Origin of the sequence: Ramlibacter pallidus, assembly GCF_015070875.1 — a bacterium.
GTDB classification, from domain to species: domain Bacteria; phylum Pseudomonadota; class Gammaproteobacteria; order Burkholderiales; family Burkholderiaceae_C; genus Ramlibacter; species Ramlibacter pallidus.
The window spans coordinates 570999-595235 of record NZ_JADDIV010000003.1 but is presented as its reverse complement, the minus strand read 5'-3'; the positions used below and the strand labels follow the sequence as shown (position 1 = coordinate 595235).

Annotated in this window: 28 protein-coding genes; 16 read left to right on the top strand and 12 right to left on the bottom strand. The window is 69.8% G+C overall.

Annotation, left to right across the window (positions count from 1 at the left end; translation table 11 throughout):
• Nucleotides 1–78: 78 nt before the first annotated feature.
• From IM787_RS12070 to IM787_RS12045, 7 genes are all read left to right on the top strand, one after another.
• Nucleotides 79–390: a type II toxin-antitoxin system Phd/YefM family antitoxin gene (locus IM787_RS12070; protein WP_193676884.1), complete on the top strand. Its 312-nt coding sequence runs from the start codon at nt 79–81 to the stop codon at nt 388–390.
• Nucleotides 377–793 (top strand): type II toxin-antitoxin system VapC family toxin, encoded by a 417-nt coding sequence (locus tag IM787_RS12065; protein ID WP_193676883.1) that lies wholly within the window; start codon nt 377–379, stop codon nt 791–793. Before IM787_RS12070 ends, IM787_RS12065 begins: the two co-directional genes overlap by 14 nt.
• Nucleotides 794–795: 2 nt before the next feature.
• Nucleotides 796–2409 (top strand): glutamine-hydrolyzing GMP synthase, encoded by a 1614-nt coding sequence (gene guaA / locus IM787_RS12060; RefSeq protein WP_193676882.1) that lies wholly within the window; start codon nt 796–798, stop codon nt 2407–2409.
• An 81-nt stretch (nt 2410–2490) separates the two neighbouring features.
• Nucleotides 2491–3111 carry an FMN-binding negative transcriptional regulator gene (locus IM787_RS12055; RefSeq protein WP_193676881.1) on the top strand — a complete coding sequence of 207 codons (621 nt, stop codon included), beginning with the start codon at nt 2491–2493 and terminating at the stop codon, nt 3109–3111.
• The gene (locus tag IM787_RS21510; protein ID WP_227494281.1) at nt 3111–3329 is read left to right on the top strand and encodes a hypothetical protein; all 219 of its coding nucleotides are present in this window, start codon (nt 3111–3113) and stop codon (nt 3327–3329) included. Before IM787_RS12055 ends, IM787_RS21510 begins: the two co-directional genes overlap by 1 nt.
• Nucleotides 3326–4711, top strand: coding sequence for a tRNA adenosine(34) deaminase TadA (tadA, locus tag IM787_RS12050; protein WP_354004404.1), 1386 nt, complete (start codon nt 3326–3328; stop codon nt 4709–4711). Before IM787_RS21510 ends, tadA begins: the two co-directional genes overlap by 4 nt.
• Complete coding sequence (locus tag IM787_RS12045) at nt 4708–5637, top strand: LD-carboxypeptidase (protein ID WP_354004403.1); 930 nt, start codon at nt 4708–4710, stop codon at nt 5635–5637. Before tadA ends, IM787_RS12045 begins: the two co-directional genes overlap by 4 nt.
• A 12-nt stretch (nt 5638–5649) precedes the next feature.
• Here IM787_RS12045 and IM787_RS12040 read toward each other — a convergent pair whose 3' ends face one another.
• Entirely contained in the window at nt 5650–5994 is a 345-nt protein-coding gene (locus tag IM787_RS12040; protein WP_193676879.1) for a hypothetical protein, read from the bottom strand.
• 317 nt (nt 5995–6311) lie between these two features.
• Here IM787_RS12040 and IM787_RS12035 point away from each other — a divergent pair, with 317 nt between their 5' ends.
• Both IM787_RS12035 and IM787_RS12030 read left to right on the top strand, forming a co-directional pair.
• The gene (locus IM787_RS12035; protein WP_193676878.1) at nt 6312–6698 is read left to right on the top strand and encodes a response regulator; all 387 of its coding nucleotides are present in this window, start codon (nt 6312–6314) and stop codon (nt 6696–6698) included.
• A 23-nt stretch (nt 6699–6721) separates the two neighbouring features.
• Nucleotides 6722–7513 (top strand): helix-turn-helix domain-containing protein, encoded by a 792-nt coding sequence (locus IM787_RS12030; protein ID WP_193676877.1) that lies wholly within the window; start codon nt 6722–6724, stop codon nt 7511–7513.
• 9 nt (nt 7514–7522) lie between these two features.
• Here the strand turns inward: IM787_RS12030 and IM787_RS12025 are convergent, their stop codons facing one another.
• Nucleotides 7523–8419, bottom strand: coding sequence for a ribose-phosphate pyrophosphokinase (locus IM787_RS12025; protein WP_193676876.1), 897 nt, complete (start codon nt 8417–8419; stop codon nt 7523–7525).
• 102 nt (nt 8420–8521) lie between these two features.
• On the opposite strand from IM787_RS12025, the gene IM787_RS12020 reads away from it, so the two are divergent.
• The 4 genes from IM787_RS12020 to IM787_RS12005 all read left to right on the top strand — a co-directional run bounded on the left by IM787_RS12020 (nt 8522) and on the right by IM787_RS12005 (nt 13042).
• Nucleotides 8522–9163, top strand: a complete 642-nt coding sequence (locus IM787_RS12020) for a phosphoribosyltransferase (RefSeq protein ID WP_193677122.1) — start codon at nt 8522–8524, stop codon at nt 9161–9163.
• 144 nt (nt 9164–9307) lie between these two features.
• Entirely contained in the window at nt 9308–10060 is a 753-nt protein-coding gene (locus IM787_RS12015) for a hypothetical protein (RefSeq protein WP_227494279.1), read from the top strand.
• A gap of 151 nt (nt 10061–10211) precedes the next feature.
• Nucleotides 10212–10730: a MarR family winged helix-turn-helix transcriptional regulator gene (locus tag IM787_RS12010; protein ID WP_193676874.1), complete on the top strand. Its 519-nt coding sequence runs from the start codon at nt 10212–10214 to the stop codon at nt 10728–10730.
• Between the two features lie 74 nt (nt 10731–10804).
• Nucleotides 10805–13042, top strand: a complete 2238-nt coding sequence (locus IM787_RS12005; RefSeq protein WP_193676873.1) for an alpha,alpha-trehalose-phosphate synthase (UDP-forming) — start codon at nt 10805–10807, stop codon at nt 13040–13042.
• 6 nt (nt 13043–13048) lie between these two features.
• Here IM787_RS12005 and IM787_RS12000 read toward each other — a convergent pair whose 3' ends face one another.
• Nucleotides 13049–14083, bottom strand: a complete 1035-nt coding sequence (locus tag IM787_RS12000) for an RNA methyltransferase (RefSeq protein ID WP_193676872.1) — start codon at nt 14081–14083, stop codon at nt 13049–13051.
• Between the two features lie 137 nt (nt 14084–14220).
• On the opposite strand from IM787_RS12000, the gene IM787_RS11995 reads away from it, so the two are divergent.
• Nucleotides 14221–14598: a hypothetical protein gene (locus tag IM787_RS11995; RefSeq protein WP_193676871.1), complete on the top strand. Its 378-nt coding sequence runs from the start codon at nt 14221–14223 to the stop codon at nt 14596–14598.
• A gap of 26 nt (nt 14599–14624) precedes the next feature.
• Here IM787_RS11995 and IM787_RS11990 read toward each other — a convergent pair whose 3' ends face one another.
• The 6 genes from IM787_RS11990 to mltG form a co-directional block, all read right to left on the bottom strand.
• Entirely contained in the window at nt 14625–15284 is a 660-nt protein-coding gene (locus tag IM787_RS11990; protein WP_193676870.1) for an ankyrin repeat domain-containing protein, read from the bottom strand.
• On the bottom strand, nt 15281–16087 hold the full coding sequence (locus IM787_RS11985) for a TatD family hydrolase (RefSeq protein ID WP_193676869.1): 807 nt from the start codon (nt 16085–16087) through the stop codon (nt 15281–15283). Before IM787_RS11985 ends, IM787_RS11990 begins: the two co-directional genes overlap by 4 nt.
• Nucleotides 16088–16153: 66 nt before the next feature.
• Nucleotides 16154–16525, bottom strand: a complete 372-nt coding sequence (locus IM787_RS11980) for a PilZ domain-containing protein (protein ID WP_193676868.1) — start codon at nt 16523–16525, stop codon at nt 16154–16156.
• On the bottom strand, nt 16522–17520 hold the full coding sequence (locus IM787_RS11975; RefSeq protein WP_193676867.1) for a DNA polymerase III delta subunit-related protein: 999 nt from the start codon (nt 17518–17520) through the stop codon (nt 16522–16524). The genes IM787_RS11980 and IM787_RS11975 overlap by 4 nt, the downstream gene beginning before the upstream one ends.
• The gene (gene tmk, locus IM787_RS11970) at nt 17517–18152 is read right to left on the bottom strand and encodes a dTMP kinase (RefSeq protein WP_193676866.1); all 636 of its coding nucleotides are present in this window, start codon (nt 18150–18152) and stop codon (nt 17517–17519) included. Before tmk ends, IM787_RS11975 begins: the two co-directional genes overlap by 4 nt.
• On the bottom strand, nt 18149–19192 hold the full coding sequence (gene mltG / locus IM787_RS11965; protein WP_193676865.1) for an endolytic transglycosylase MltG: 1044 nt from the start codon (nt 19190–19192) through the stop codon (nt 18149–18151). Before mltG ends, tmk begins: the two co-directional genes overlap by 4 nt.
• Here mltG and ygfZ point away from each other — a divergent pair.
• Nucleotides 19191–20108: a CAF17-like 4Fe-4S cluster assembly/insertion protein YgfZ gene (gene ygfZ, locus IM787_RS11960; protein ID WP_193676864.1), complete on the top strand. Its 918-nt coding sequence runs from the start codon at nt 19191–19193 to the stop codon at nt 20106–20108. The two genes, mltG and ygfZ, sit on opposite strands and share 2 nt — an antisense overlap.
• A 6-nt stretch (nt 20109–20114) precedes the next feature.
• Here ygfZ and IM787_RS11955 read toward each other — a convergent pair whose 3' ends face one another.
• Both IM787_RS11955 and IM787_RS11950 read right to left on the bottom strand, forming a co-directional pair.
• Nucleotides 20115–20984: a YbgC/FadM family acyl-CoA thioesterase gene (locus tag IM787_RS11955; protein ID WP_193676863.1), complete on the bottom strand. Its 870-nt coding sequence runs from the start codon at nt 20982–20984 to the stop codon at nt 20115–20117.
• Entirely contained in the window at nt 20981–21895 is a 915-nt protein-coding gene (locus IM787_RS11950) for an alpha/beta hydrolase (RefSeq protein WP_193677121.1), read from the bottom strand. The genes IM787_RS11955 and IM787_RS11950 overlap by 4 nt, the downstream gene beginning before the upstream one ends.
• 104 nt (nt 21896–21999) lie before the next feature.
• Between IM787_RS11950 and gbd the strand changes: the two genes are divergently transcribed.
• The gene (gene gbd, locus IM787_RS11945; protein WP_193676862.1) at nt 22000–23136 is read left to right on the top strand and encodes a 4-hydroxybutyrate dehydrogenase; all 1137 of its coding nucleotides are present in this window, start codon (nt 22000–22002) and stop codon (nt 23134–23136) included.
• Nucleotides 23137–23140: 4 nt separating this feature from the next.
• Here the strand turns inward: gbd and IM787_RS11940 are convergent, their stop codons facing one another.
• Entirely contained in the window at nt 23141–24229 is a 1089-nt protein-coding gene (locus IM787_RS11940; RefSeq protein ID WP_193676861.1) for a patatin-like phospholipase family protein, read from the bottom strand.
• Nucleotides 24230–24237: the final 8 nt, after the last annotated feature.

The following is a 24237-nucleotide window of genomic DNA, read 5'->3' as shown; positions in this document are numbered from 1 at the left end:
AAAAAGGGCCAGAAGTTTCTGGCCCTTTTTTCTGCAAGTCGTTAGAATCTGGCCAGATCAACGATCAGTCGAGCCAGAATGCAGACCGTTCCCATCCATCAGGCCAAGAGCCAGCTCTCCGAGCTCATCCGTGCCGTGGAGCAGGGGGAAGAGGTCGTCCTCACCCGCCACGGCAAGCGCGTCATCCGCCTGATCAAGGAACCCGAAACCGAGCAGCCCAGCATCGAGGCGCGCCGCCAGGCCATCCAGGCGGAACTCGACGCCTTGCGCGGCAAGGTCGGGCGCGAAGGCGGCGGGTTCCAGGAACTTTGGGCCGAGCACAAGCGGGAACGCGACGGCCGCGGCGAAGCCTGGACCGACGATCCCAAGGTGCCGCGTGCTGGTCGTTGACGCGTCGGCCTTCGCCAGCTGGGTCTTCCCGGACGAGGGCGGCGACCGGGTGTCGCAGGCACTCGTGCGCGTGATGACCGAGGAGGAGAGCGCCACCAGTGCGGCGATCTTCCCGCTCGAGGCGCTGCACGCGGCCGGCCGCGCGCTCGCGCGGGGCCGCTTCACGCCCACGGCCCACCAGCACGTGCTGCGGCTCCTCAGCCGGCTTCCCGTGGCGCTCGCCCCGCTGCGCGTGTCGCCGCTCGAATTCTGGGACTGGTCGCAATCGTTGAACCTCACGCCCTACGACGCCGCGTACCTGAAGGTCGCGGTCGACCTCAAAGCCCCCCTCGTCACGATGGACCGCGCCCTGCAGCGCGCCTGCCTCGTTCTCGAACACCCCCTGATCACCGACCTGGCCTGACCATGCAACACGACAAGATCCTCATCCTCGACTTCGGCTCCCAGGTCACGCAGCTGATCGCGCGCCGCGTGCGCGAGGCGCACGTCCTCTCCGAAGTGCACCCCTGCGACGTCTCGGACGAGTGGATCCGTGCCTATGCGGCCGATGGCTCGCTCAAGGGCGTGATCCTCTCCGGCAGCCACGCGAGCGTGTACGAGGAGACGACGGACAAGGCACCGCAGGCGGTGTTCGAGCTCGGCGTGCCGGTGCTGGGCATCTGCTACGGCATGCAGACCATGGCCCACCAGCTCGGAGGCAAGGTCGAAGGCGGCCACAAGCGCGAATTCGGCTTCGCCGCCGTCCGTGCCCGCGGCCACACGGAACTGCTGCGCGACATCGCCGACTTCACCACGCCCGAAGGCCACGGCATGCTGAACGTCTGGATGTCGCACGGCGACAAGGTCGTGGAGATGCCGCCCGGCTTCAAGCTGATGGCGTCCACCGACAGCTGCCCGATCGCCGGCATGGCGGACGAGGCGCGGCGCTTCTACGCCATCCAGTTCCACGCGGAGGTCACGCACACGGTGCAGGGCCGCGCGATCCTGGAGCGCTTCGTGCTGGGCATCTGCAAGGCGCGGCCAGACTGGGTGATGCGCGACCACATCGCCGAAGCCGTGGAGGCCATCCGCAAGCAGGTCGGGGACGAAGAGGTGATCCTCGGGCTTTCGGGCGGCGTCGATTCGTCGGTCGCCGCGGCGCTGATCCACCGCGCGATCGGCGACCAGCTCACCTGCGTGTTCGTCGACCACGGCCTGTTGCGCCTGGACGAAGGCGACATGGTCATGGACATGTTCGCCGGCAAGCTGCACGCGAAGGTCGTTCGGGTGGATGCGTCGGACCTGTTCCTCGGCAAGCTGGCCGGCGTGAGCGAGCCCGAAGCCAAGCGCAAGATCATCGGCGGCCTGTTCGTCGACGTCTTCAAGGCGGAGGCGGCCAAGATCAAGCAGACGCATGCCCGCCACGTCGCGTGGCTGGCGCAGGGCACCATCTACCCCGACGTCATCGAGTCGGGCGGCGCCAAGAGCAAGAAGGCCGTCACGATCAAGAGCCACCACAACGTCGGCGGGCTGCCGGAACAGCTGGGACTCAAGCTGCTGGAGCCGCTGCGCGACCTCTTCAAGGACGAAGTGCGCGAGCTGGGCGTGGCGCTCGGCCTGCCGCCGGAGATGGTCTACCGCCATCCCTTCCCCGGCCCGGGACTGGGCGTGCGCATCCTGGGCGAGGTGAAGAAGGAATACGCCGACCTGCTGCGCCGCGCCGACGCCATCTTCATCGAGGAATTGCGGAACTTCCGCGACGAGCACACCGGCAAGAGCTGGTACGACCTGACCAGCCAGGCCTTCACCGTGTTCCTGCCGGTCAAGAGCGTGGGCGTGATGGGCGACGGCCGCACCTACGACTACGTGGTGGCGCTGCGCGCGGTGCAGACCAGCGACTTCATGACGGCGGACTGGGCGGAGCTGCCGTACGCGCTGCTGAAGAAGGTGTCGGGGCGCATCATCAACGAGGTGCGCGGCATCAACCGGGTCACCTACGACGTGAGCAGCAAGCCGCCCGCGACCATCGAGTGGGAATGAGCCGGCGCGCATCGCAGTGATGCGGAATTCGCACGCGGGAACTCGGCCGCCGGCGCTACAGTGGCAGGCGAGGAGGGCGCCATGTACCAGCCGCCGCAGTTCAAGTCCGACGATCCCGCCATCGCCGCGGAGCTGATGCGCCGCTACCCGTTCGCGAGCCTGGTCTCGACGGACGACAGCGGCTTTCCCTACGTCACGCACCTGCCATTGCACCTCGAGCAGCAGGACGGCGGCTTCGTGCTCTGGGGCCATTGCGCCAGGCCGAACGCCCACTGGCGCTACCTGCAGGCCCGCCCGCGGGCGCTCGCCACCTTCCTGGGCCCGCATGCCTACCTGTCGCCGGAGGTCTATCCCGACCTGCATCGCGTGCCCACCTGGAACTACCTCACGGTGCACTGCAAGGTGGAAGCCCGGCTCGTGGAGGAGCCGCTCGCCAAGGACAGGCTGCTCAAGAAGCTGATCGGCGACCACGAGCCGCCGTTCGCGCAGCAGTGGCGCGACCTGGGCGAGGAATTCCAGCACAAGATGCTGGCCGGCATCGTCGGCTTCGAGCTGCGGGTGCTGGAGTGGGCCTGCAAGCTGAAACTGAACCAGCACCGGGCGGAATCGCATGCGCGCATGCGCGCGTCGTATGCTGCGGGCGGGCCGGCCGAGCGCGAACTCGCCGAGTGGATGGACCGGCTCGGAATGGAGGCAAGGTGATGCGCGCGATCTTCGGTGTGCTGGGACTTCTGGTCGTGGTGGCGATCGTGGGCGTGCTGGCGAAGCAGCAGCTCTCCGCGGGCGCGAAGCCGCGCACGGGCGCGCCGGCGGAGGCCGCGGCCCCCGTCGGGACGCCCAGGCAGCAGGTGCAGCAGGTGGAGCAGGCGGTGCAGGGCCTGATGCAGCAGGCCAGGCCGATGCCCGAGAACGACAAGTGAACCCCGCCACGCGCGACCAGGGCTTCATGCTGGAAGCGCTGGCGCAGGCGCGGCTGGCGCTGGCCGCGGGAGAAGTGCCGGTCGGCGCGGTGGTGGTCCACGAAGGGCGCATCGTCGGTCGCGGACACAACGCGCCCGTGGGAAGCCACGACCCCACGGCCCATGCGGAGATCCGTGCACTGCAGCAGGCGGCGCAGGCGCTGGGCAACTACCGGCTGGACGGCTGCGAGCTGTTCGTCACGCTGGAGCCCTGCGCCATGTGCAGCGGCGCCATCATGCACGCCCGCCTGGGGCGCGTGGTGTTCGCGGCGTCCGACCCGAAGACGGGCGCGGCAGGCTCCGTGCTGGACCTGTTCGGCGAAAGGCGCCTCAACCACCAGACCCAGGTGCAGGGCGGCGTCCTGGCGCAGGAATGCGGAGCGCTGTTGTCCGAGTTCTTCCGCGCGCGCCGGCAGGAGGCGCGCGCCGGCGCCCAGCCCCTGCGGGACGACGCCCTGCGCACGCCGGACGATCGCTTCCGCGACTTGCCCGGCTACCCCTGGGCTCCACACTACATCGCGGACCTGCCGTCCCTGGCCGGCCTGCGCATGCACTACCTGGACGAAGGGCCGCGCGATGCACCGCGCACCTGGCTGTGCCTGCACGGCAACCCGGCCTGGAGCTATCTCTACCGCCGGATGATCCCCGTGTTCCTCGAAGCGGGCGACCGGGTGGTCGCGCCGGACCTGGTGGGCTTCGGGAAGAGCGACAAGCCCAAGCGCGATGCGGCGCACAGCTTCGAATGGCACCGGCAGGTGCTGCTGGAGTTCGTGGAGCGACTGGACCTGCGCCACGTCGTGCTGGCCGTCCAGGACTGGGGCGGGCTCCTCGGGCTGACGTTGCCGATGGAAGACCCGGCGCGCTACGAAGGGCTGCTCGTGATGAACACGACGCTGGCCACGGGCGACGTGCCCCTCAGCCTGGGCTTCGTCGCCTGGCGCGACATGTGCGCGAAGAATCCCGAGTTCGACGTGGCGCGCCTGTTCGCCCGGGGCAATCCGCACCTGCGTGCGGAGGAATGCGCTGCGTACGCGGCCCCTTTCCCGGATGCCGGGCACCGCGCGGCGCTGCGCGCCTTCCCGCCGATGGTCCCTGCGCGCCCGGACGCCGGCGGCGCCGCCATCTCGCGCCAGGCCCGCGACTTCCTCTCGCAACGCTGGGAAGGCCGGTCGCTCATGGCCATCGGCGCCCAGGACCCCGTGCTCGGCCCGGCCGTGATGGACGCGCTGCGCGCGCAGATCCGCGGCTGTCCCGAGCCGATGGTGCTCCCGCAGGCGGGACACTTCGTGCAGGAGCATGGCGAGGAGATCGCACGCAAGGCGGTGGGATACTTCCGCCCGTGACGAAAAAGCGCATCTACCTCTTCTCCCCCTCCAGCGCCGTGCGCAACAAGGCTGCCGTGCGGCGCGGCATCGCCCGGCTGAAGGCCCTGGGCCACGAGGTCGAACTCGATCCGGCCGTCTTTGCCACCCACATGCGCTTCGCGGGGGACGACGACACCCGACTCGCCGCCATCGAACGCGCCGCGGCCAGCGGCGCCGACATCGCGTTGATCACGCGCGGCGGCTACGGCCTCACGCGCCTGCTGCCGCGCCTGCCCTACAAGGCCATCGCCAGGGCGATCGACCATGGCACCGAGTTCGTGGGCCTCAGCGACTTCACCGCGTTCCAGAACGCCGTGCTTGCGGAAACGGGTCGGACCACCTGGTCCGGTCCGGCCGTGGGCGAGGACTTCGGCGTGGAGGGCGAACCCGACGAGATCATGCAGGCCTGCTTCGAGGACCTGGTCGAGGGGCAGGGAGAAGGCTCGGGCTGGCGACTGCCGGCCGCGGAAGGACGGGAGGCGCCGCTGCAGGAAAAGGGCGTGCTGTGGGGCGGGAACCTGGCCATCGTGGCCGCCCTGGCCGGGACGCCCTGGATGCCGAAGATCAAGGGCGGGATCCTGTTCCTGGAGGACGTCTCGGAGCATCCGTACCGGATCGAGCGGATGCTGACGCAGCTGCTCTATGCCGGCGTGCTGGAGCGACAGAAGGCGATCGTCCTGGGGCACTTCACCAACTGGGTGCCGGTGCCGCACGACAAGGGTTTCAAGCTGAAGTCGGTCGTGGACTGGCTGCGCAACGAAGTGAAGGCGCCGGTGCTGACCGGGCTGCCGTTCGGGCACGTGCCCACGAAGGTCTGCCTGCCGGTCGGGGCCAAGGTCACGCTCGCGGCAGAGGGCCGCGACGCATTCCTGATCTGGGGACACCTGCACCGCCACCACCACTAGGGTGGCGCGGCATCAGCCCATGAGGGGACTGGGGCGGGAGGTCAAGCTGCCGGGCAGCAGCCCGTGGAACATGCGGGTGATCTTCTGGACCTGCTGGCGAGCCGTGGCTTCGCCTTCGATCGCCGCGAGGGCGGCCATCAGGTCGCCGCGCAGGTACCACAGGCCCTGGATGTCGTTGGCATAGCGGATGCGGCGCGTGACGTTCGCGAACTGGCGCGTGCCGTTCTCGCCGAGCAGGGCGAGCATGGCTTCGCGGATGTCTTCGGCGCTGGTTTCCAGCATCGAATCCGACGGGGCCACGGGATTCCCCAGCAATCCGTAGATGCTGTTTCGCAGGGTTCCCTTGAAGAAACGCATTCAAACCACCTCGCCACAACGACTTTTGTCCCAGGAGGTGATGAAGGTAGTTCATTCGTACGGGGGTTGACAACCCGCGGGTCGTGACGAAGTTGGCGAAATGAAGCAGTTCGCACCATCTTTGCACGCCGCTGGTCGGGTTCCAACCCACAAACCGGCGCCGGGATGAATACCTAAGACCTCATCTTCCAGGACCCTCCCTCGGACGATTCCTAGCGCGCCTAGTCCGCAGGACGGTCCCGATTCGGAGTCCTCCGAGCCTTCGTTTCAGCGCACGCCGATGTCGCGCCGGCCGTCCTTTCGCGATAGTTCGTTCCATGATTTCGAACGGCTCCATCAAGGTCTTCCTCGCGGACGACTCGCTCCAGATCCGGGAGCGCGTCAACGCGCTGCTGGCCACCGCCCGGATGGACGTGATCGGCCAGGCCGCCACGCCCGCCGCCTGCATCAGCGGCATCCTCGACACGCACCCGGACGTCGTCGTGCTGGACCACCAGCTCGAAGGCGGCACGGGCCTGCAGGTGCTCAAGGCGGTGCGCGACGCCGACCGGCAGGTCGCCTTCGTCGTGTTCAGCAACAACTCGGCGCCGGCCTACCGCAAGCGCTACCTGAACGAAGGCGCCGCCTGCTTCCTGGACAAGAGCACCGAATTCGACCAGCTCACCGTCGCCGTCGCCGAAGCCGGCCGTCGCGCCGTTCACTGAAAAAGATCACCGAGGGACCCCACATGCAAACCGCCACGCTCCGCGCCGCCACCGCTCCCATCCGCATCGTGCCCCGCCAGGCGCTCGCCGAAGCGCCTGCGCCGACGGCCACGATCACCACGCTGTGTTCCACCTGCCACCTGAAGGACCTCTGCCTGCCTTGCGGGTTGACCGGCACGGACGTCCAGCGGCTCGACGGGCTGAAGTTCGCCCGCCGCCGCATCAAGGAAGGCCAGGCGCTGTACCACGAGGGCGAGAAGTTCCAGTTCATCTACGCGGTGCGCAGCGGAACCTTCAAGTCGCACCTGACGCTCAAGGACGGCCGTGAACAGGTCACCGGCTTCCAGATGGCGGGCGAGCTGCTGGGCCTGGACGGCCTGGCTTCCGGCCAGCTGGCGAGCAGCGCGATCGCCCTCGAAGACGCCGAGATCTGCGCCATTCCCTACGCCCACCTAAGCGAGCTGGCCGCCAGCAGCACCGACCTGCAGCACGTGATCTCGCGCCTCATGAGCCGCGAGATCGTGCGCGAGCACAGCCTGATGATGCTGCTGGGGAGCATGAACGCGGAAGAGCGCCTGGCGGCCTTCCTGCTGAACATCTCGCAGCGCCTGAAGGCGCGCGGCTACTCGGCGAGCGAGTTCCACCTGCGGATGTCGCGTGCCGAGATCGGCAGCTATTTGGGGATGAAGCTCGAGACCGTCAGCCGCACCTTCTCGGCGTTCCAGCACCAGCGGCTGCTGGACGTCGACAAGAAGCACGTGCGCATCGTCGACCTCGAAGGCTTGCAGCGCGCCTTCGACCTGCGCGTGCACTGACGCCGAGCGTCAGGCGGCCGCGCAGACCTCGCGCACCGCCTCGGCCAGCAGTGGAGCCAGGCCGATGGCGTTGGTGGCGTGCGGCACGGTGTCGCAGCTGACGACGCGGCCGACGCCGGCTTCCTTCAGCAGCGCCATTCCCGCTTCGTCGACCAGGGCGTGCACGCCGACGCACAGCGGCGACGGCCATCCGGCGTCGCGCAGCACGCGCGCCGCGGTCGCCACCGTGTGGCCGCTCGAGATGATGTCGTCCAGCAGGACCGGCGTGCGGTCCTCGCCGGCCGCGCCTTCGGGCAGGGTGACGCGCACGTCACGGTCCCCGTGCCGCACCTTCGTCATGACCACGTGCGGCGCTCCCAGGCGGCCGGCGACCGCGGCGACCCATTGCTCGCTTTCCGCATCCGGCCCCACGATCACCGGCCGCGGGACCTCGCGGGCCAGCCAGTCGGCGATCGCCGGCGCCGCCGCCACGACACGGGTGCGCGTGGTGTAGATCGCGTCCAGGCTCGGCCAGCGGTGCAGGTGCGGATCCACCGTCACGACCGCGTCGAACGTCGCCGACAGCACGCGCGCAAAGGTCCGCGACGTGATCGCCTCGCCCGGGCGGAAGCGGTCGTCCTGCCGCATGTACGGCAGGTAAGGGGCCAGCAGGCTGACGCCGGCTGCCCCGAGCTCGCGCGCCGCGTCCGCCGCGAACAGCAACGGCAGCGTCTTGCCATCCGGATGGTCGAGGTGGGCGACGAGCACCACCGGCCGGCCGCCGGGTTCGACGGGCAGCCGGACGCCGGCTTCCCCGTCCGGGTAGCAGTGGAGCTCGACAGCCTCGCAGGCGCAGTGGAGGTGGCCGGCAAGCTGCCTTGCCAGGGCTTCCGCGCCGGGCAGCGCCAGCAGGAGGAGGGGGGTCATGCTTGTTCGAGGGCGGTGTGCTTGCTGGGCGGAGTCTAGCGCCGGGCCTCCAGCGGCGGGAGAATGGCGCGGGCGCGTCCGGCGGCGCGCCATCGGGAGGCCATCGTGTTCAAGGACCGACGCGACGCCGCGGAGCAATTGGGCCGGGCGCTTGCTGCCCATGCGGGCAGCCATCCGTTGCTGCTGGCGATCCCCCGGGGCGCCGTGCCGATCGCCGCCGTGCTCGCGCAAAGGCTCGGAGGCGACCTCGACCTCGTGCTGGTGCGCAAGCTGCATGCGCCGGGTGCGCCCGAATTCGCGGTCGGGGCCATCGACGAGTCCGGTTGGATGTACCTGGCGCCGCACGCGGCGTCTGTCCGCGCATCGTCCACCTACCTGGAGGAGCAGAAAGCCCTGGAGCTGCAGGAGCTGGCGCGCCGTCGCCGGCTCTACACGCCCGGCCGGCCGGCGATCTCCGCCCAGGGCCGCACGGCAATCGTGGTGGATGACGGTCTGGCCACCGGCGCGACCATGGTCGCCGCGCTGCACGCCGTCCGGCGGCAGGCACCGTTACGACTCGTCTGCGCCGTGCCCGTCGGTTCACCGGAAGGCATCCAGCTGGTGTCGGAGCATGCCGACGAGGTCGTGTGCCTGGAGGTGCCGCGGCGCTTCGGTGCCGTCAGCCTCTTTTACGAATCGTTTCCCCAGCTTCGCGACCAGGAGGTGATCGACCTGCTGCAATCGACGGCTTCCCGCCCCGCTTGAGTCCGGGCGGGCGACCACCATCTTCTGCCGATGAGAAACTGGCGACACTCCACCGCCGCGCTTGCCGCGATCCTCCTTCTTCCCCTGTCCGCGCAGGCCGCCGGCCTCCTCGGTCCGTCCGCCTTGCGGGCTCGCCATACCGCGTTGGCACCGCAGCTTGCGCAGAACCCCTTCGGCGGGCCGCTGGTGCTGCAGTCCGAGGAATCGGCCCGCCGCGTCGACGGCGAGGTCTTCGCGGTCATCGACCATCCGCACGCCGCGGTGGCGAAAGCACTGTCGGATCCGGCCCAGTGGTGCGAGATCCTGATCCTGCACCTCAACACGAAGTACTGCCGCAGCCACGACGCGGCGGGCGCCACCCGGGTGGACGTGCGGGTGGGCAAGAAGCATCCCCAGGCCGTCCACGCCGCCACGCTGCTGTCCTTCCGCTGGCAGCCGCCCCAGGTGCGGCAGGACTACGTCTCCGTGCAGATGGACGCCGCCGAAGGTCCTTACGACACCAGTGACTACCGCCTGATCGCCGAGGCCGTCCCCATGGACGGCGGCAAGACCCTGCTGCACATGGGCTACGCGTTCAGCTACGGCGGTGCCAGCAGCATGGCCATGACCCTGTACCTGAACACGATCGGCCGCGATAAGGTCGGCTTCACACGCGCCGGCGCCGATTACGTGGGCGGGATGCGCGGGGTGGCCGAACGCAACACGATGCGCTATTACATGGCGATCGACGCGTACCTGGATTCACTGGTGAGCCCCCCGGGCCAGCAACTGGAACACCGCTTGCGCGGCTGGTTCGACGCGACCGAGCGGTTCCCCCGCCAGCTGCGCGAGGTGGACCGCGATGGCTACCTGAGGATGAAGCGCCAGGAGGTGGAGCGGCAGGTCCGCGCGAGCTGACGCCGGCCGCCCGGGGCCGCGCTTGATCGCATTTGTGCAAATGCTAAGATGCCCGCGCGGCACCATGCTGCGAGCGAGAACTCCGGGACCTTCCCGAAGCCCCCGAAAGGGGGCTTTTTTTTGGCCGGCGACCGGCGGCTACCATTTGCACATGGCGACCCAGAAAACTCCAACTCCAAGAAGGAAGGCGCCGGTGGAAGACGCCGCCGACCCCGCAATCCGGGTGCTGCGGCGGTTCCGGCTGGTCTTCAATGCGGTGAAGACCCATTTCCGAGCGGTCGAGACCAAGGCCGGCGTTTCCGGGGCGCAGCTCTGGGCCCTGAGCATCGTGCGCGAGCGACCGGGCATCGGCGTCGGCGACCTCGCGCGCGCCATGGACATCCACCAGTCCACCGCCAGCAACCTGCTGCGCGGCCTGCTCGACGCCGGGCTGGTGGTCGCGGAACGCGCGGGCACGGATCGCCGGGCCGTCCAGCTCAGGTCGACGCCCAAGGGAGCCCGGGCCCTGGCCAAGGCGCCCGGCCCGTTCACCGGGGTGCTGCCGGAAGTGCTCGGCCGCCTCGACAAGCGGACCCTGGCGCGGCTGGAGCGCGACCTCGACCTGCTCATCGCCGAACTCGACGGCGACACGCGAGGCGCCCGGATCCCTCTCGGGAGCGACGGCCGGTAGCGCGCAGCCCATCCTTCCGGGCGCGGTACATTTGTTTCCATGCAAATGGACCGCCCCACCGGCCACGACCGGGCATGAAGACCTTCCGCCTGCAGCTGCGCTTCCTGGTGCCGCTGTTGCTCATCCTCGTGGCGACCGCCTACCTGGCGGTGCCCGTCATGGACAAGCTGACGCTGCGCTGGTTCGCGCGCGACCTGGACATGCGCGGCAACCTGGTCGCCAATGCCCTGTCCGAATCCGTGGCCGATGCGCTGCAATATTCGCGCACGCGCCGCATCGAGTCCCTGTTCGAGCGTGCCTTGCAGGACGAGCGCCTGGTGGCCATCGCCTGGTGCTCGGAAGCGCAGGAGGTCGGCCATCGCACCGAACAGTTCCCCAAGGACCTCAGCTGCGCCGGCGCGAATGCGCTGGCCGGCGGGAAGGACCCGGCGCTCCAGCTCAACGGCGGTCCGGTGCACGTGAGCGTCCATCCCGTGATGTCCGAAGCCGGGCCGATGGGCAGCCTGGTGCTGCTGCACGACCTGAGCTTCATCGAGCGCCGCAGCCAGGACACGCGCAAGTACCTGATCATCCTGATCGCAGGCCTGGGGGCGGCGTTCGCACTGGTGACCGTGGTAGTGGCCCAGCTCAGCTGGCGGGGCTGGATCTCGGGAACGCGCGCGCTCCTGCGGGGGGAGGGGCTCGTCCGGCCGCTGCTGCCCGGGGCGCCCGAACTCGCCCCGCTCGCCGCGGACCTGCGCCAGCGCCTGCGGGACCTGGAAGACGAATATCGGCGGGCGCAGAGACCCGATGCCGTCTGGAGCCCGGAGCGGCTGCAGTCCCTGCTGCACACGCAGTTGCGCGGCGACCAGGTCATCGTGGTGTCCAACCGGGAGCCCTACCTCCACCAGCTCGAGGACGGCAAGGTCGTCGTGCGCCGTCCGGCCAGCGGCCTCGTCACTGCGGTGGAGCCGGTCATGCGGGCCTGCTCGGGCACGTGGATCGCGCACGGCAGCGGCACGGCCGACCGGCAGGCGGTGGACAAGCACGACCGCGTGCCCCTGCCGCCGGGCCAGCACGACTACCTGCTGCGGCGCCTCTGGCTCACCGGGGAACAGGAGCAGGGCTACTACTACGGCTTCGCCAACGAAGGGCTCTGGCCCCTGTGCCACGTCGCGCACGTGCGGCCGGTCTTTCGCGAGGCGGACTGGCAGCACTACCGCGACGTGAACCAGCTGTTCGCCGATGCAGTGGTCGCGGAGGCCCGCAGCGAAGACCCGATCGTACTGGTGCAGGACTACCACTTCGCCCTGCTGCCGGCGATGGTGCGCAAGCGCCTGCCGCGCGCGACCATCCTGACCTTCTGGCACATCCCCTGGCCGAATCCGGAATCCTTCGGCATCTGTCCGTGGCGCACGGAGATCCTCGAAGGCATGCTGGGCAGCACCATCCTGGGCTTCCACACCCGCTACCACTGCAAGAACTTCATCGAGACGGTGGACCGCTACATGGAGGCGCGGATCGAACACGAGCACTCCACCATCACCTTCGGAGGCGAGCAGACCCTCGTGGAAAGCTACCCGATCTCCATCGAATGGCCGGCGGAGGAAGAGACGAAGCGCTGGCCGACGCCGGCGCAGAGCAGGGCGGAGGTCTACGCGCGGCTGGGCATCCCGCCGGACCACCACCTGGCCGTGGGCGTGGACCGGTTCGACTACACCAAGGGCATCCTGGAGCGGCTGAACGCCGTCGAACGGATGCTGGAGAAGCATCCGGAATGGCGCGAGCGCTTCACCTTCGTGCAGGTCGCTGCGCCCTCGCGGGGCGCATTGGACGAGTACCGCTCCTTCCAGGAAAGGATCCACCGCGCCACCGAGCGGATCAACGCGAGGTTCGGCCGCGAGGGCGCGCCCGTGATCCGGCTGCTGGCGCAGCACCATGAGCACGACGAGGTGAACAAGCTGTACCGCGCCGCCGACGTGTGCCTGGTGACCAGCCTGCACGACGGCATGAACCTCGTGTGCAAGGAGTTCGTCGCCGCGCGGGACGACGAGCGCGGCGTGCTGGTCCTCAGCCGGTTCGCGGGCGCGGCGCGGGAGATGCCTGAAGCCCTGGTGGTCAATCCGTACCACGTGGAGGAAACCGCGGACGCGCTGCACCAGGCGCTGACCATGCCGGCGGCGGAACAGCGCGAGCGGATGGCCAGCCTGCGCAGCACCGTCCGGGAATTCAACGTCTACCGGTGGGCGGGACGCATGCTGTCGGATGCGGCCCGCCTGCGCCTGCGCCAGCGCGTCTCCGAACGCGTGCAGCGGCACGCCGCGGTGGACTGAGTCGCCTCAGGCGGCCGGAACGATCCGGACCGCGGGCCGCCGTCCGGCACGGGCGCGCAACTGGCCGCAGCCGCCGTCCACGTCCTGGCCGGCGGACTGCCGCAACTTGGTGAGGATGCCGCGGCGGTGCAGCGTCCGCGCGATCTCCGCCGCGCGTTCCCAGCTCGGGCGGCGGAAGTCCAGGCCGTCCACGCTGTTGAACGGGATCATGTTCAGCACGCCGTACTTGCCGTGCAGCAGGCGGACGATGCCCTCCAATTCGTCGGGCGTGTCGTTGATCCCCTCGAGGAGCGTCCACTGGTATTGCACCGGGTAGCCCGTGGCGCGGGCGTACGCCTCGCCGGCGGCCACGAGCTCGTCGGGCGTGAGGCGCGGCGCGCGCGGCAACAGGCGTTCGCGCAGGTCCGCATGCGTGGTGTGCAGCGACAGCGCGAGCGCCGGCTTGACGCTCCCGCGCGGCAGTTGCTCGAAGACCCGGGGATCGCCGACCGTCGAAAACACCAGGTTCTTGTGGCCGATGTTCCCGGCGGTGCCCAGCAGATCGATCGCTTCGAGCACGTTCTCCAGGTTGTGGGCCGGTTCGCCCATGCCCATGAAGACCACCTTCTTGACGGCGCGGCGGCGACGGGCCAGGGCGACCTGCGCGACCATTTCGGCACTTCCCAACTGCCGCACCAGCCCGTCGCGCCCGGTCATGCAGAACACGCAGCCGACCGCGCAACCGACCTGGGAAGAGATGCAGAGGCCGTCGCGCGGCAGCAGCACGCTTTCCACCAGTTGCCCGTCGCCGAGTTCGACGAGCAGGCGTTCGGAACCGTCGGCAGCCGGATGGGCGGACCGAAGGCGGGCCAGCGCCGCCAGGTCGGACTCGATCTCCGGCAAGGCCGCGAGCAAGGTTTGCGGCAGGAAGTTCTCTGGCCGGCGACGGCCGCTGGCTTGGGGCAAGGCCTGGGACCAGAGCCGGAGGACCCGATGCTCATGGCTCGGGCCGGCGCCGGCCGCGCGCAGCCGGAGCTTCAGATCGGAGATCTGCCGTGCCACTTCTAACCTTTATTCGACATAATACGCATCGTATCAGTGTGATCTGCCGTTACGGTGGCAACCCGGCGGGCGCAATCGCTTGTAAAAAGCGTGGCGCCGCGGCGTGGGCCCGCGGCAAGGACCACAGGGAGAATCCTTTGATCGCACGAATTTCCATCCTCGTCGCCGCCGCTGTCCTGGCCGGCTGCGCCTCCCAGACCACCGCACCTCAGGCTTCGGCCTCGGCATCGGCTCCCGCCGGCCGCCACCTGGTGTACCGCGACACCAGCGGCAACGTCATCCGGCAGTTCGACTATCCGGACGATGCGTTCTGCCGCCGCGTCGAAGGCATCGCCGGCCGCGGCGCGCGGTGCCAGGCGACTCCGGCCGCCGGCTTCGGCGCCCAGGCCACGCTGCGCTACAGCCCGCCCGGCGTGCTGGTGCAAGGCCACTACGCCGACATCGCGCGCTGCCGCGCCGACACCAGCACGATGTCCGCCGGCGTCGAACTGATCAACGCCTGCGCCGCCAAGTAAGCGGCCAGCACCTCCCGGGGCTGGCGTCACCAGCGGCCCCGGGGCTGCCGGCTGCGGATCGCGCCCGCGATCAGGTCGGCGGCATCCTTGCGGTTGCCGCGCTGCGCGAAATCCACCGCGGACATCCCCAGTTCGTTGCGCATCATCGGATCCGCACCTTCCTTCAGCAGCAAGCGCACCGACTCCGGCGAGCCGTACATGGCCGCCATCATCAACGGCGTGGACTTGTTGGGCGACTCGGCGTCGATGAAGGCGTGCTCCTCCAGCAGGATCGCGATGATCTCCACGTGTCCGCCGGTCGCCGCATAGTGCAGCGGCGCCCAGCCCGTCTTGTTCACGTGCGCGTCGCGCGCGATGAGCTTCCGCACGATGTCCGTGTGGCCACGGAAGGCGGCGATCATCAGCGGGCTCTCGTCCTTCGGGCTGCGCCATTCCACGTTCGTCTTCGGCCAGGCGATCAGCGCTTCCGCCGCCTTGAGTGAACCTTCCTGGACCGCGATGAACAGCCCGTGGCGACCGGCCGGGTCCAGGCTGTTGGGGTCGAAGCCGCGCTTCAGCAGATCGGTGATGGCTTCGGGGTTGTCGCGCTTGATGGCTGCGAAGAAGTCCTCGTACGAACCCGCCTTGGCGAAGGAAAGTCCAATTGCCAGAACGAGATAGACTGCAATCTTCAGGTAAATTCTCATGATTTCACCCCGCTGAAGAGGGTCTCGAAATTGCGGCTGGTGACCGCCCCGACATGCTCCGGCGCCATCCCGCGCAGCTGCGCGACCTGGGCGGCCACGTACGGCACATAGGAAGGATTGTTGGTCTTGCCCCGGTAAGGCACCGGCGCGAGATACGGGCTGTCGGTCTCGATCAGCAGCCTGTCCTCGGGGACGAAGCGGGCCACTTCGCGCAGGTCCGCGGCACTCTTGAAAGTGAGGATGCCGGAAAAGGAGATGTAGAACCCGAGGTCGAGCGCCGCCCGCGCGACGTCGGCGGTCTCGGTGAAGCAGTGGAACACGCCGCCGGCCGCGCCCGGCGAGCCGTCCTCGCCCTCTTCCTTCAGGATCGCGATCGTGTCCGCGGAAGCTTCCCGGGTGTGGATCACCAGCGGCTTGCCGCAGGCGCGTGCCGCCCGGATGTGCGTGCGGAACCGGTCCCGCTGCCACTCGAGGTCGGCCACGCTGCGGCCGCCCTTGCGTTCTTCCATCTGGTAGTAGTCCAGGCCGGTCTCGCCGATCGCCACCACCCGGGGCCGCGCCGCGAGCTCCAGCAGCTTGTCCAGCGTCGGCTCCGCGATCCCTTCGTTGTCCGGGTGCACGCCGGCCGAGGCCCAGAAGTTGTCGTAGCGCATCGCCAGCGCGTGGACCTCCTCGAACTCCTCCAGCGTCGTGCAGATGCACAGCGCGCGGTCGACGCCCGCCGCTGCCATGGCCTGGCGGATCTCGGGCAGCTTTTCGGAAAGCTCGGGGAAGCTGAGGTGGCAGTGCGAGTCGACGTACATGGCGCAAAAGCGAAACGCGCCGCGCGGCGGTGGCCGGCGGCGCTGCAGGACCCTGATTTTACGGACTCAGATGGTCTGGGTGGGGCGCTCGGAAGCGAGGTGGCCGCCGAGGATCTCCTCGATCTTCACCTTGAGCAGCTTGGACTTGTCGTCCGAGGGGAAACGCACGCCCACGCCCTGGGTGCGGTTGGCCGCGGCGCGCGCCGGCGTGACCCAGGCGACCTTGCCGGCCACCGGGTAGCGCTGCGGGTCTTCCGGCAGCGACAGCAGCACGTAGACGTCGTCGCCCAGCTTGTAGTCGCGCGTGGTCGGGATGAACACGCCGCCGTCGGAGAACAAGGGGATGTACGCCGCATAGAGCGCGGCCTTCTCCTTGATGGCCAGCTGGATGACGCTGGGGCGCGGCGTGTTGGTGGCGGGGGCGGCGGGTGTGCTCATGGACGGCTCTGCCCCGAGTTTAGGGCCGCGCGCGCCTGCGCCACAAGGTCTTCCACCAGCAGTCCGGCGTTGAAGGGATGCTCCACCGTCCTGGCGGTGGCCGTGAGGCTGCGCCACCAGCCGGTAAGGGCGTCGGCCGAGGCCGCCGCTGGGAGATCGGCCGTTTCGAAGAAGCGCGGGGCAGCGCCGGAACGCACCGCCATGAGGTCGTGGCACAGCTTCTGGAACGACTCCACGACCTGCGCCGGTCCCCAGTCGGACAGCACACCCATGTCGCCCCGAACCAACGCCTTGGGCCACAGGGCCCAGGTTTTCGCGTCCAGGCCCGCTCCGTGCAGCCGCAGCGCGTCTTCCGGACGGCCACCCGCGGCACGCAGAAGGCCAGGCGCGGCGGTCGCGGGCACGCCTTCCGATTCCAGCCAAGCCACGGCCTCCGGCAGTCCGGGCCAGGTCATCGTGTGGCCCAGGCAGCGGCTGCGGATGGTCGGCAGCAACTGGTGCGCCGCCTCGCTGGCCAGCACGAAACGCATGTCGCCCGGGGGTTCCTCCAGCGTCTTGAGCAGGGCGTTCGCGGTGACCTGGTTCATGCGCTCGGCCGGGTAGACCAGCACCACCTTCCCGCGGCCGCGGCCGCTGGTGCGCTGCGCGAACTCCAGTGCGTCGCGCATGGCGTCGACGCGGATCTCGCGGCTCGGCTTGCGCTTCTTGTCGTCCAGCTCCTGCTGCGCTTTCTCCGCCAGCGGCCAGCCCAGGACCTGCATCGCCGTTTCCGGCATCAAGACCGCGAGGTCGGTATGGGCCCGAACTTCCACCTGGTGGCAGCTTTCGCATTGGCCGCAGGCGCCCTGCTCCGTCGGCCGGTCGCACAGCCAGGCGCGGGCGAGGCCGAGGGCCAGGTCGTACTGTCCCAGGCCCGAAGGCCCCTGCAGCAGCCAGGCGTGCCCGCGCTGCGCCAGCAACTGGCGCAGTTGCGCGGCGATCCACGGCGCCGTCACAGCCAGCCCCGGGCGCGCACGCCCTGCTCCACCGCCGACCAGACCTGCTCGCGGGGCCGGTCCGCGGCGATGCGCAGGAAGCGCTGCGGATCGCCCGCGGCGCGGTCGGCGTAGCCTTGCGCCACGCGGGCGAAGAAAGTTTGCGGCTGCGACTCGAAGCGGTCCGGCACGCGGGCGCCGGCGAGTCGCTGCGCAGCGATGGCGGGATCCAGATCGAACCAGACCGTCAGGTGCGGCTGCCGCAAGGACCGCGCGGCGGGCACGTCCTGCACCCAGCGTTCCAGCGTCGCCAGCACCTGCAGGTCGAACCCCCGCCCGGCGCCCTGGTAGGCGAAGGTCGCGTCGGTGAAGCGGTCGCACAGGACCACGTCGCCCCGCGCGAGCGCGGGCTCGATCACCTGCAGCAGATGGTCGCGCCGCGCCGCGAACATGACCAGGGCCTCGGTGAGAGGATCCATGGGATCGTTCAGCGCCAGGCCGCGCAGCTTCTCGGCCAGCGGCGTGCCGCCCGGCTCCCGCGTCAGCACCACTTTCCTCCCCACGGCGTGGAAAGCCGCGGCGAGCGCATCGATGTGCGTCGACTTGCCGGCGCCGTCGATGCCTTCGAAGGTGATGAAGAGCCCCTCGCTCATTGCCCGCGCTGGTACCGGTTGACGGCCCGGTTGTGCTCGTCGAGCGACGCGCTGAAATGGCTGCTGCCGTCGCCCTTGGCCACGAAGTACAGGAACTTGCCTTCGGCGGGCTGTACTGCCGCCAGCAGGGAAGCCTTGCCGGGCATCGCGATCGGCGTCGGCGGCAGGCCGGCGCGCAGGTAGGTGTTGTAGGGCGAGTCGGTCTGCAGGTGCACCTTGCGCAGGTTGCCGTCGAAGTTCTCGCCCAGGCCGTAGATCACGGTCGGATCGGTCTGCAACGGCATGCCCACGCGCAGGCGGTTCTGGAACACCGACGCGATCATTGTGCGGTCCGAGGCCTTGCCGGTCTCTTTCTCCACGATGCTCGCGAGGATCAGTGCTTCCTCCGGCGTCTTCAGCACCGACGCGGGGCTGCGCTGGGCCCAGGCCTGCGCCAGGCGCTTGTCCATCGCCCGCAAGGCGCGCTGCAGCACCTTGACGTCGCTGGAGCCCCTCGCATAGGTATACGTATCGGGGAAGAAGCGGCCTTCGCCGGCCACGCCGTCGCGCCCGAGCAGCTTCATGAGTTCGGGCTCGGTCAGCTTCGCGGTGTCCGGCTTCAGCTGGTCGGCCTTCGCGAGGGCCGCGCGGAGCTGGCGGATGTTCCACCCCTCCACGAGGGTCACCGCCCGCAATGATTCTTCCCCGCGTGCGAGCTTGTCCAGCAGGCGCCGCGGCGTGACGCCGCGCTCCAGCTCGTAGCTTCCGGCCTTGATGCGCGGGCCCTCCCCGGAAACACGGAACCACAGGAAGAGGAGGCGGGGGTCGACCTGCACGCCGGCATCCTGCACGGCCTGCGCCACGCCCCGCGGCAGCGTGCCCGGCTCGATGGAGAGGTCGACGGTCGGGGCCTTGAGCGGCAGCGGGTGGTGCACCCACCACCAGCCGGCGCCGGCGGCGCCGAACGCGGCCAGCAGGGCCAGGACGAACAGGGTGGTGAAGAAGCGGCGCACGTCCCTGATGGGTCTGTGGAACAGCGGCCCATGATAACTTCTGGCCATGCCCCACCCCCTCCACGGTATCGCCCCCCTGCCCCACCTCGGCGTGATCCGCGCGCAAGGCGAGGACGCCGCCGCCTTCCTGCACGGCCAGCTGACGCAGGACTTCGCCCTGCTGGGCACCGGCGAGGCGCGGCTCGCCGCCTTCTGCAATGCCAAGGGCCGCATGCTGGCCAGCTTCATCGCCTTCCGCCGCCCGGACGGTGACATCCTGCTCGTGTGCAGCCGCGACTTGCTGCCGGCCACGCTCAAGCGGCTGTCCATGTTCGTGCTGCGGGCGAAGGTCAAGCTGAGCGACGCGAGCGGGGATTTCGCGTTCGCCGGCGTCGCCGGGGAACCCCTGCACGCCATGGGTACGATCGGCCCGGCGCCGTGGTCCCTGGCCGATGCCGCCGGCGGCCAGGTCGTGCGGCTCTATCCGGCGGAGGACCAGGCGCGCGCGCTCTGGGTGGCACCGGCCGGCACGCCGGTGCCGCCGGGCCCGGCCATGGACCCCGCGCTGTGGGCCTGGAGCGAGGTCCGCAGTGGCGTGCCGACGATCACTGTCCCCGTCGTCGAAGCGTTCGTGCCGCAGATGCTCAATTACGAATCGGTCGGCGGGGTCAACTTCAAGAAGGGTTGCTATCCCGGCCAGGAGGTCGTGGCCCGCAGCCAGTTCCGCGGCACGCTCAAGCGGCGGGCGTTCGTCGTCCACGCGGAAGGCGTGCTCTCCGCGGGCGAGGAGGTGTTCCAGGCGGGCGACGCCGAGCAGCCCGTGGGAACCATCGTCCAGGCCGCCCCCTGTCCCGAGGGCGGATGGGATGCGATCGCCTCGCTGCAGCTGGCGGCGGTTAACGCAGGCGACCTGCACGCGGGCAGTGCCGCAGGGGCGTCGCTGAAGCTGCTGCCCCTGCCCTATCTCCTGCTGGCCGACATCTAGCCGCGATCAGCGCGCCAGCGGCAGGCCGCTGCGCATCGTGATGTGCGGGATCCCCGCTTCCTCGAAAGGCTCACCCTCGGGCGCGAAGCCGAGGCGCGCATAGAAGGCGGCGGCGGTCCGCTGCGCATGCAGCTCGATCGCCCGGTCGCCGCGGCGCTGCGACTCCTGCGCCAGGGCGCGCAGCACCTGCTCGCCCAGTCCGCATCCGCGCAGCACCTGGTGCACGGCCATCCGGCCGATCTTCGCCACGCCGTCACGCGCCGGCAGCAACCGTCCGGTGGCGACCGGCATGCCGAGGCGGTTGTAGGCCACCGCATGCACCGCGCCTTCGTCCGCCGCGTCCCACTCGAGGTCGGCGGGGATGCGTTGCTCCTTGACGAAGACCTCGGTGCGGACGTGCCCGGCGTCCGTTCCGAGCTCCCGCCAGCTGCCGGTCTTCACCTGCAGCATCGTCTCGCCCGCCTCGTAGCCCGCCAGCATCTCGCGCAGCACCGCCGGCACCGGCCGCGATGTCTGCGTCGCCGGGTCGGCGAACACGTACAGCAGCTCGCAGGTGATCAGCAGGTCCTCGGCGCGGAAGATGGCGCCGCGGAACAGCATCGACGAGTTGCCGACGCGCTCGCACTTCATCGCCACGTCCAGGTGGTCGTCCATGCGGGCCGAACCATGGAACTCCACCGTCGCCTTCTTCACGTAGATGTCGCCCTGCAGGCGGTGCATGGACTCCTCGTAGGGCATTGCCAGCGCGCGCCAGTAGTCCGCCACCGCCGTGTCGAAGTACATCAGGTAGTGGGCATTGAAGACGATCTTCTGCATGTCCACCTCGGCCCAGCGGACCCGCAGGCGGTGGAAGAAACGGAACTCTTCTCTCTTCATGTGTGCCAGGCGCGTAGCAGGGCCGCCGCCGCGTCGGCGTGCGCCTGCCGGGCTTCCGGCAGCGCGCGGCCCATCTTGATGAACTCGTGGGTGACGCCGCGGTAGATCTCCAGGTCCACCGCGACGCCGGCTGCGCGCAGTTTATCCGCGTAGTGCAATCCGTCGTCCACCAGCGGGTCGCATTCGGCGAGGCCGAACCACGCGGGCGCCACGCCCTCCAGGTCCGGCGTGTTCAACGGGGCGAAGCGCCAGTCGTCGCGGTCCGGCGCGTCGATGTACTGGCCGAAGAAGTATTCGATGTGGGCCTGCTCGAGCACCAGCCCTTCGTGGTAGCGCCGGTGCGACGGCGCCTCCGGCCGGCCGGCACAGCCGGGACAGAACAGGACTTGCAGCGCCAGCGCGAGGCCCGCGTCGCGCGCCAGCGTCGCGCAGACGGTCGCCAGCGTGCCGCCGGCGCTGTCCCCGCCGACGGCGAGCCGCGCGGTGTCGAGGCCCAGTGCCGGGCCTTCGCGCACCAGCCACTTCAGCGCGTCCCATGCGTCCTCGACCGCCGTCGGGAAGCGATGCTCCGGCGCCAGGCGGTAGCCGACCGACAACACGGCGCATCCGGCGCCGTGGGCGAGCACCCGGCACAGCGTGTCGTGCGAAGCGATGCTGCCGATGGTGAACCCTCCGCCGTGGAAGTACAGCAGCACCGGCAGGCCGGGCGCCGTGGCTGGCGCGACGAGCCGGGCCGGGATGCGCCCGCCGTCGCGCACCGGGATCGCCAGGTCCTCCACCCGGGCCAACGCGGGACGAGGCACCTCGAGCACGCCGGCGCCGGCCTCGTAGGCGGTCCGCGCCTGCGCTGGCGACAGCGTGTACAGCGGTGGATGGCCGGCCCGGGCCATGCGCTCGAGCACGGAGCGCATGGCGGGCGTGAGCTCGGGATACTGCGAAAGGAATGTCACGCGGATGGCAGCGCCGCGCCGGGCGCTGGCTTACAGTCAGGTCCCCATCCTAAGGGACGCGAACCATGGCCTTCATCTACTACGTGACCCAGATCCAGTTCGACTTCGGCGCGATCAAGCTGCTGAAGCAGGAATGCCAGCGCGTCGGCATCAGCAAGCCGCTGGTTGTCACCGACGCGGGCGTCCGCGCGGCGGGCGTGCTGCAGAAGGCGCTCGACGCGCTCGAAGGCCTGCCGCATGCGGTGTTCGACCAGACGCCGTCGAACCCGACCGAAGCGGCCGTGCGGGCGGCTGCGCAGATCTACCGGACCCAGGGTTGCGACGGCCTGGTCGCCGTGGGCGGCGGTTCCGCGATCGACTGCGCCAAGGGCGTCGCGATCGCCGCGACGCACGAAGGCCCCCTCACCCACTACGCCACCATCGAGGGAGGCTCGCCCCGCATCACCGACAAGGTCGCCCCGCTGATCGCCGTGCCCACCACCAGCGGCACCGGCAGCGAGGTCGCGCGCGGCGCCATCATCATCGTGGACGACCACCGCAAGCTCGGCTTCCATTCGTGGCACCTCGTGCCGAAGACGGCGATCTGCGACCCCGAACTCACGCTGGGCCTGCCGCCGAAGCTGACCGCCGCCACCGGCATGGATGCGATCGCGCATTGCATGGAGACCTTCATGGCGTCTGCCTTCAACCCGCCGGCCGACGGGATCGCGCTCGACGGCCTGGAGCGCGGCTGGGCGAACATCGAGCGCGCCACCCGCGACGGCAGCGACCGCGACGCGCGCGCCGCCCTCATGAGCGCCTCGATGCAGGGTGCGATGGCGTTCCAGAAGGGCCTCGGCTGCGTGCATTCGCTGAGCCACAGCCTGGGCGGCGTGGACCCGCGCCTGCACCACGGCACTCTCAACGCGATGTTCCTGCCGGTGGTGGTCCGCTTCAATGCCCAGGCGCCGTCCGTGCAGAAGGAGCGGCGGCTGGAGCGCATGGCGCATGCGATGGGACTGTCCTCCGCCGGCGACATCCCCGACGCCATCCGCGACATGAGCGCGCGCCTGGGCCTTCCCTCCGGCCTGGCCGAACTCGGCGTGCAGCGCGACATGTACGACCGCATCATCCAGGGCGCCCTCGCGGACCACTGCCACAAGACCAATCCGCGCGAGGCGAGCCGCGAGGACTACGTGCGGATGCTGGACGAGTCGCTCTAGCCGCTCAGAGGGCTTCCACGCGCTGCAGGTCGGGGCGTTCGAGCCACGCGGCGAATTCGTCGGCCAGCTGCCGGCTCGCCGCCGCCGCCGTGGTCCAGGCGCGGATGCGTCCCTGCAGGTCGTTCGCGTAGTGCGCGAAGTCCTTGCGGTCCGGCAGCTTGCCGTTCGGCAGCCCGCGCACCCATTCGGGGTCCGGTGCCAGCACGATCATCCGGTCCAGGAACGGCGTCGCGCGGTGCCGCCACGGCAGGCCCTTGTCGAGCCAGCCCGGCACCACCGCCTTCTGGAAATGCGGGTAGAGGACCAGTCCTGGTCCCGGGCCGCATCGGTACTGCAGGTGCAGGTGGTAGTCGGTGATGCCGCCGTCCCAGTAGGCGCCCCGCGGCGCGCCGGGGATGTCGTGCACGGCCTGCAGCACGAACGGGATCGAGCAGCTTGCCTGCAGGGCCGGATGGAAGTTGGCCTCGTCCAGCGCCACCTGGCGCGTCGGGAAGTCGCGCGGGTCGAACGGGAGTGCGCAGGGATCCCCGGACTCGCGCGCGGAGAACACCACGCGTTCGAGCCAGGCCCCCATCGCCTTGCGGTGCAGCGTGTTGCTCAGGAACGCGCCCAGGTAGCCCAGGGGCGTGGCGATGCGGTGCTCGCGTCCGAGCACGTGCCGCCCCCGCGCCGTGACGATGTGCAGGCGGAAGCGCGGGTGCTCCAGCACCTCGCGCACGCGCCCGCCGTAGAAGGCTTCCAGGCCTTCGCTGAAACGCTGCGACACGTGCGCGGCGGTCGGGGTCTTGCGGCCGGGCGGCAGGTCGTAATCCTGCGCGATGTAGTCGCGCTCCAGCCGTTCGAACGCCTGCACGGGATCGCGCAGGCAGGCCGTCGCCATCCGCCAGGCGCCGATCGACGCGCCGACGAGATGGATCGCATGATCGCTTCGCGGCAGCCAGTCGCCGAACAGGAATCGGTCGAGCGGACCGAGGATCAGTCCCTTCGGTCCGCCGGCCGCGGCCGGCACGGCACCGATCGCGTCCGCCTGCAATCCGTCCCGTGCGATGTGTTGCCGGGCCAGCGGGCCGGCGTAGATGCGCAATGCAGGCATGCGCCCGA

Coding starts and splice junctions, on each gene's coding strand:
- IM787_RS12040 (WP_193676879.1), bottom strand. CDS start 5,994: ATGCGTTTCTTCAAGGGAACCCTGCGAAACAGCATCTACGGATTGCTG.
- IM787_RS12025 (WP_193676876.1), bottom strand. CDS start 8,419: ATGACCCCCCTCCTCCTGCTGGCGCTGCCCGGCGCGGAAGCCCTGGCA.
- IM787_RS12035 (WP_193676878.1), top strand. CDS start 6,312: ATGATTTCGAACGGCTCCATCAAGGTCTTCCTCGCGGACGACTCGCTC.
- IM787_RS12005 (WP_193676873.1), top strand. CDS start 10,805: ATGAAGACCTTCCGCCTGCAGCTGCGCTTCCTGGTGCCGCTGTTGCTC.
- gbd (WP_193676862.1), top strand. CDS start 22,000: ATGGCCTTCATCTACTACGTGACCCAGATCCAGTTCGACTTCGGCGCG.
- IM787_RS11940 (WP_193676861.1), bottom strand. CDS start 24,229: ATGCCTGCATTGCGCATCTACGCCGGCCCGCTGGCCCGGCAACACATC.
- tmk (WP_193676866.1), bottom strand. CDS start 18,152: ATGAGCGAGGGGCTCTTCATCACCTTCGAAGGCATCGACGGCGCCGGC.
- IM787_RS11955 (WP_193676863.1), bottom strand. CDS start 20,984: ATGAAGAGAGAAGAGTTCCGTTTCTTCCACCGCCTGCGGGTCCGCTGG.
- IM787_RS11980 (WP_193676868.1), bottom strand. CDS start 16,525: ATGAGCACACCCGCCGCCCCCGCCACCAACACGCCGCGCCCCAGCGTC.
- IM787_RS21510 (WP_227494281.1), top strand. CDS start 3,111: ATGCGCGCGATCTTCGGTGTGCTGGGACTTCTGGTCGTGGTGGCGATC.
- IM787_RS12010 (WP_193676874.1), top strand. CDS start 10,212: ATGGCGACCCAGAAAACTCCAACTCCAAGAAGGAAGGCGCCGGTGGAA.
- guaA (WP_193676882.1), top strand. CDS start 796: ATGCAACACGACAAGATCCTCATCCTCGACTTCGGCTCCCAGGTCACG.
- IM787_RS11990 (WP_193676870.1), bottom strand. CDS start 15,284: ATGAGAATTTACCTGAAGATTGCAGTCTATCTCGTTCTGGCAATTGGA.
- IM787_RS12030 (WP_193676877.1), top strand. CDS start 6,722: ATGCAAACCGCCACGCTCCGCGCCGCCACCGCTCCCATCCGCATCGTG.
- ygfZ (WP_193676864.1), top strand. CDS start 19,191: ATGCCCCACCCCCTCCACGGTATCGCCCCCCTGCCCCACCTCGGCGTG.
- IM787_RS11950 (WP_193677121.1), bottom strand. CDS start 21,895: ATGCGCTCCGTGCTCGAGCGCATGGCCCGGGCCGGCCATCCACCGCTG.
- IM787_RS12070 (WP_193676884.1), top strand. CDS start 79: ATGCAGACCGTTCCCATCCATCAGGCCAAGAGCCAGCTCTCCGAGCTC.
- IM787_RS12055 (WP_193676881.1), top strand. CDS start 2,491: ATGTACCAGCCGCCGCAGTTCAAGTCCGACGATCCCGCCATCGCCGCG.
- IM787_RS11985 (WP_193676869.1), bottom strand. CDS start 16,087: ATGTACGTCGACTCGCACTGCCACCTCAGCTTCCCCGAGCTTTCCGAA.
- mltG (WP_193676865.1), bottom strand. CDS start 19,192: ATGGCCAGAAGTTATCATGGGCCGCTGTTCCACAGACCCATCAGGGAC.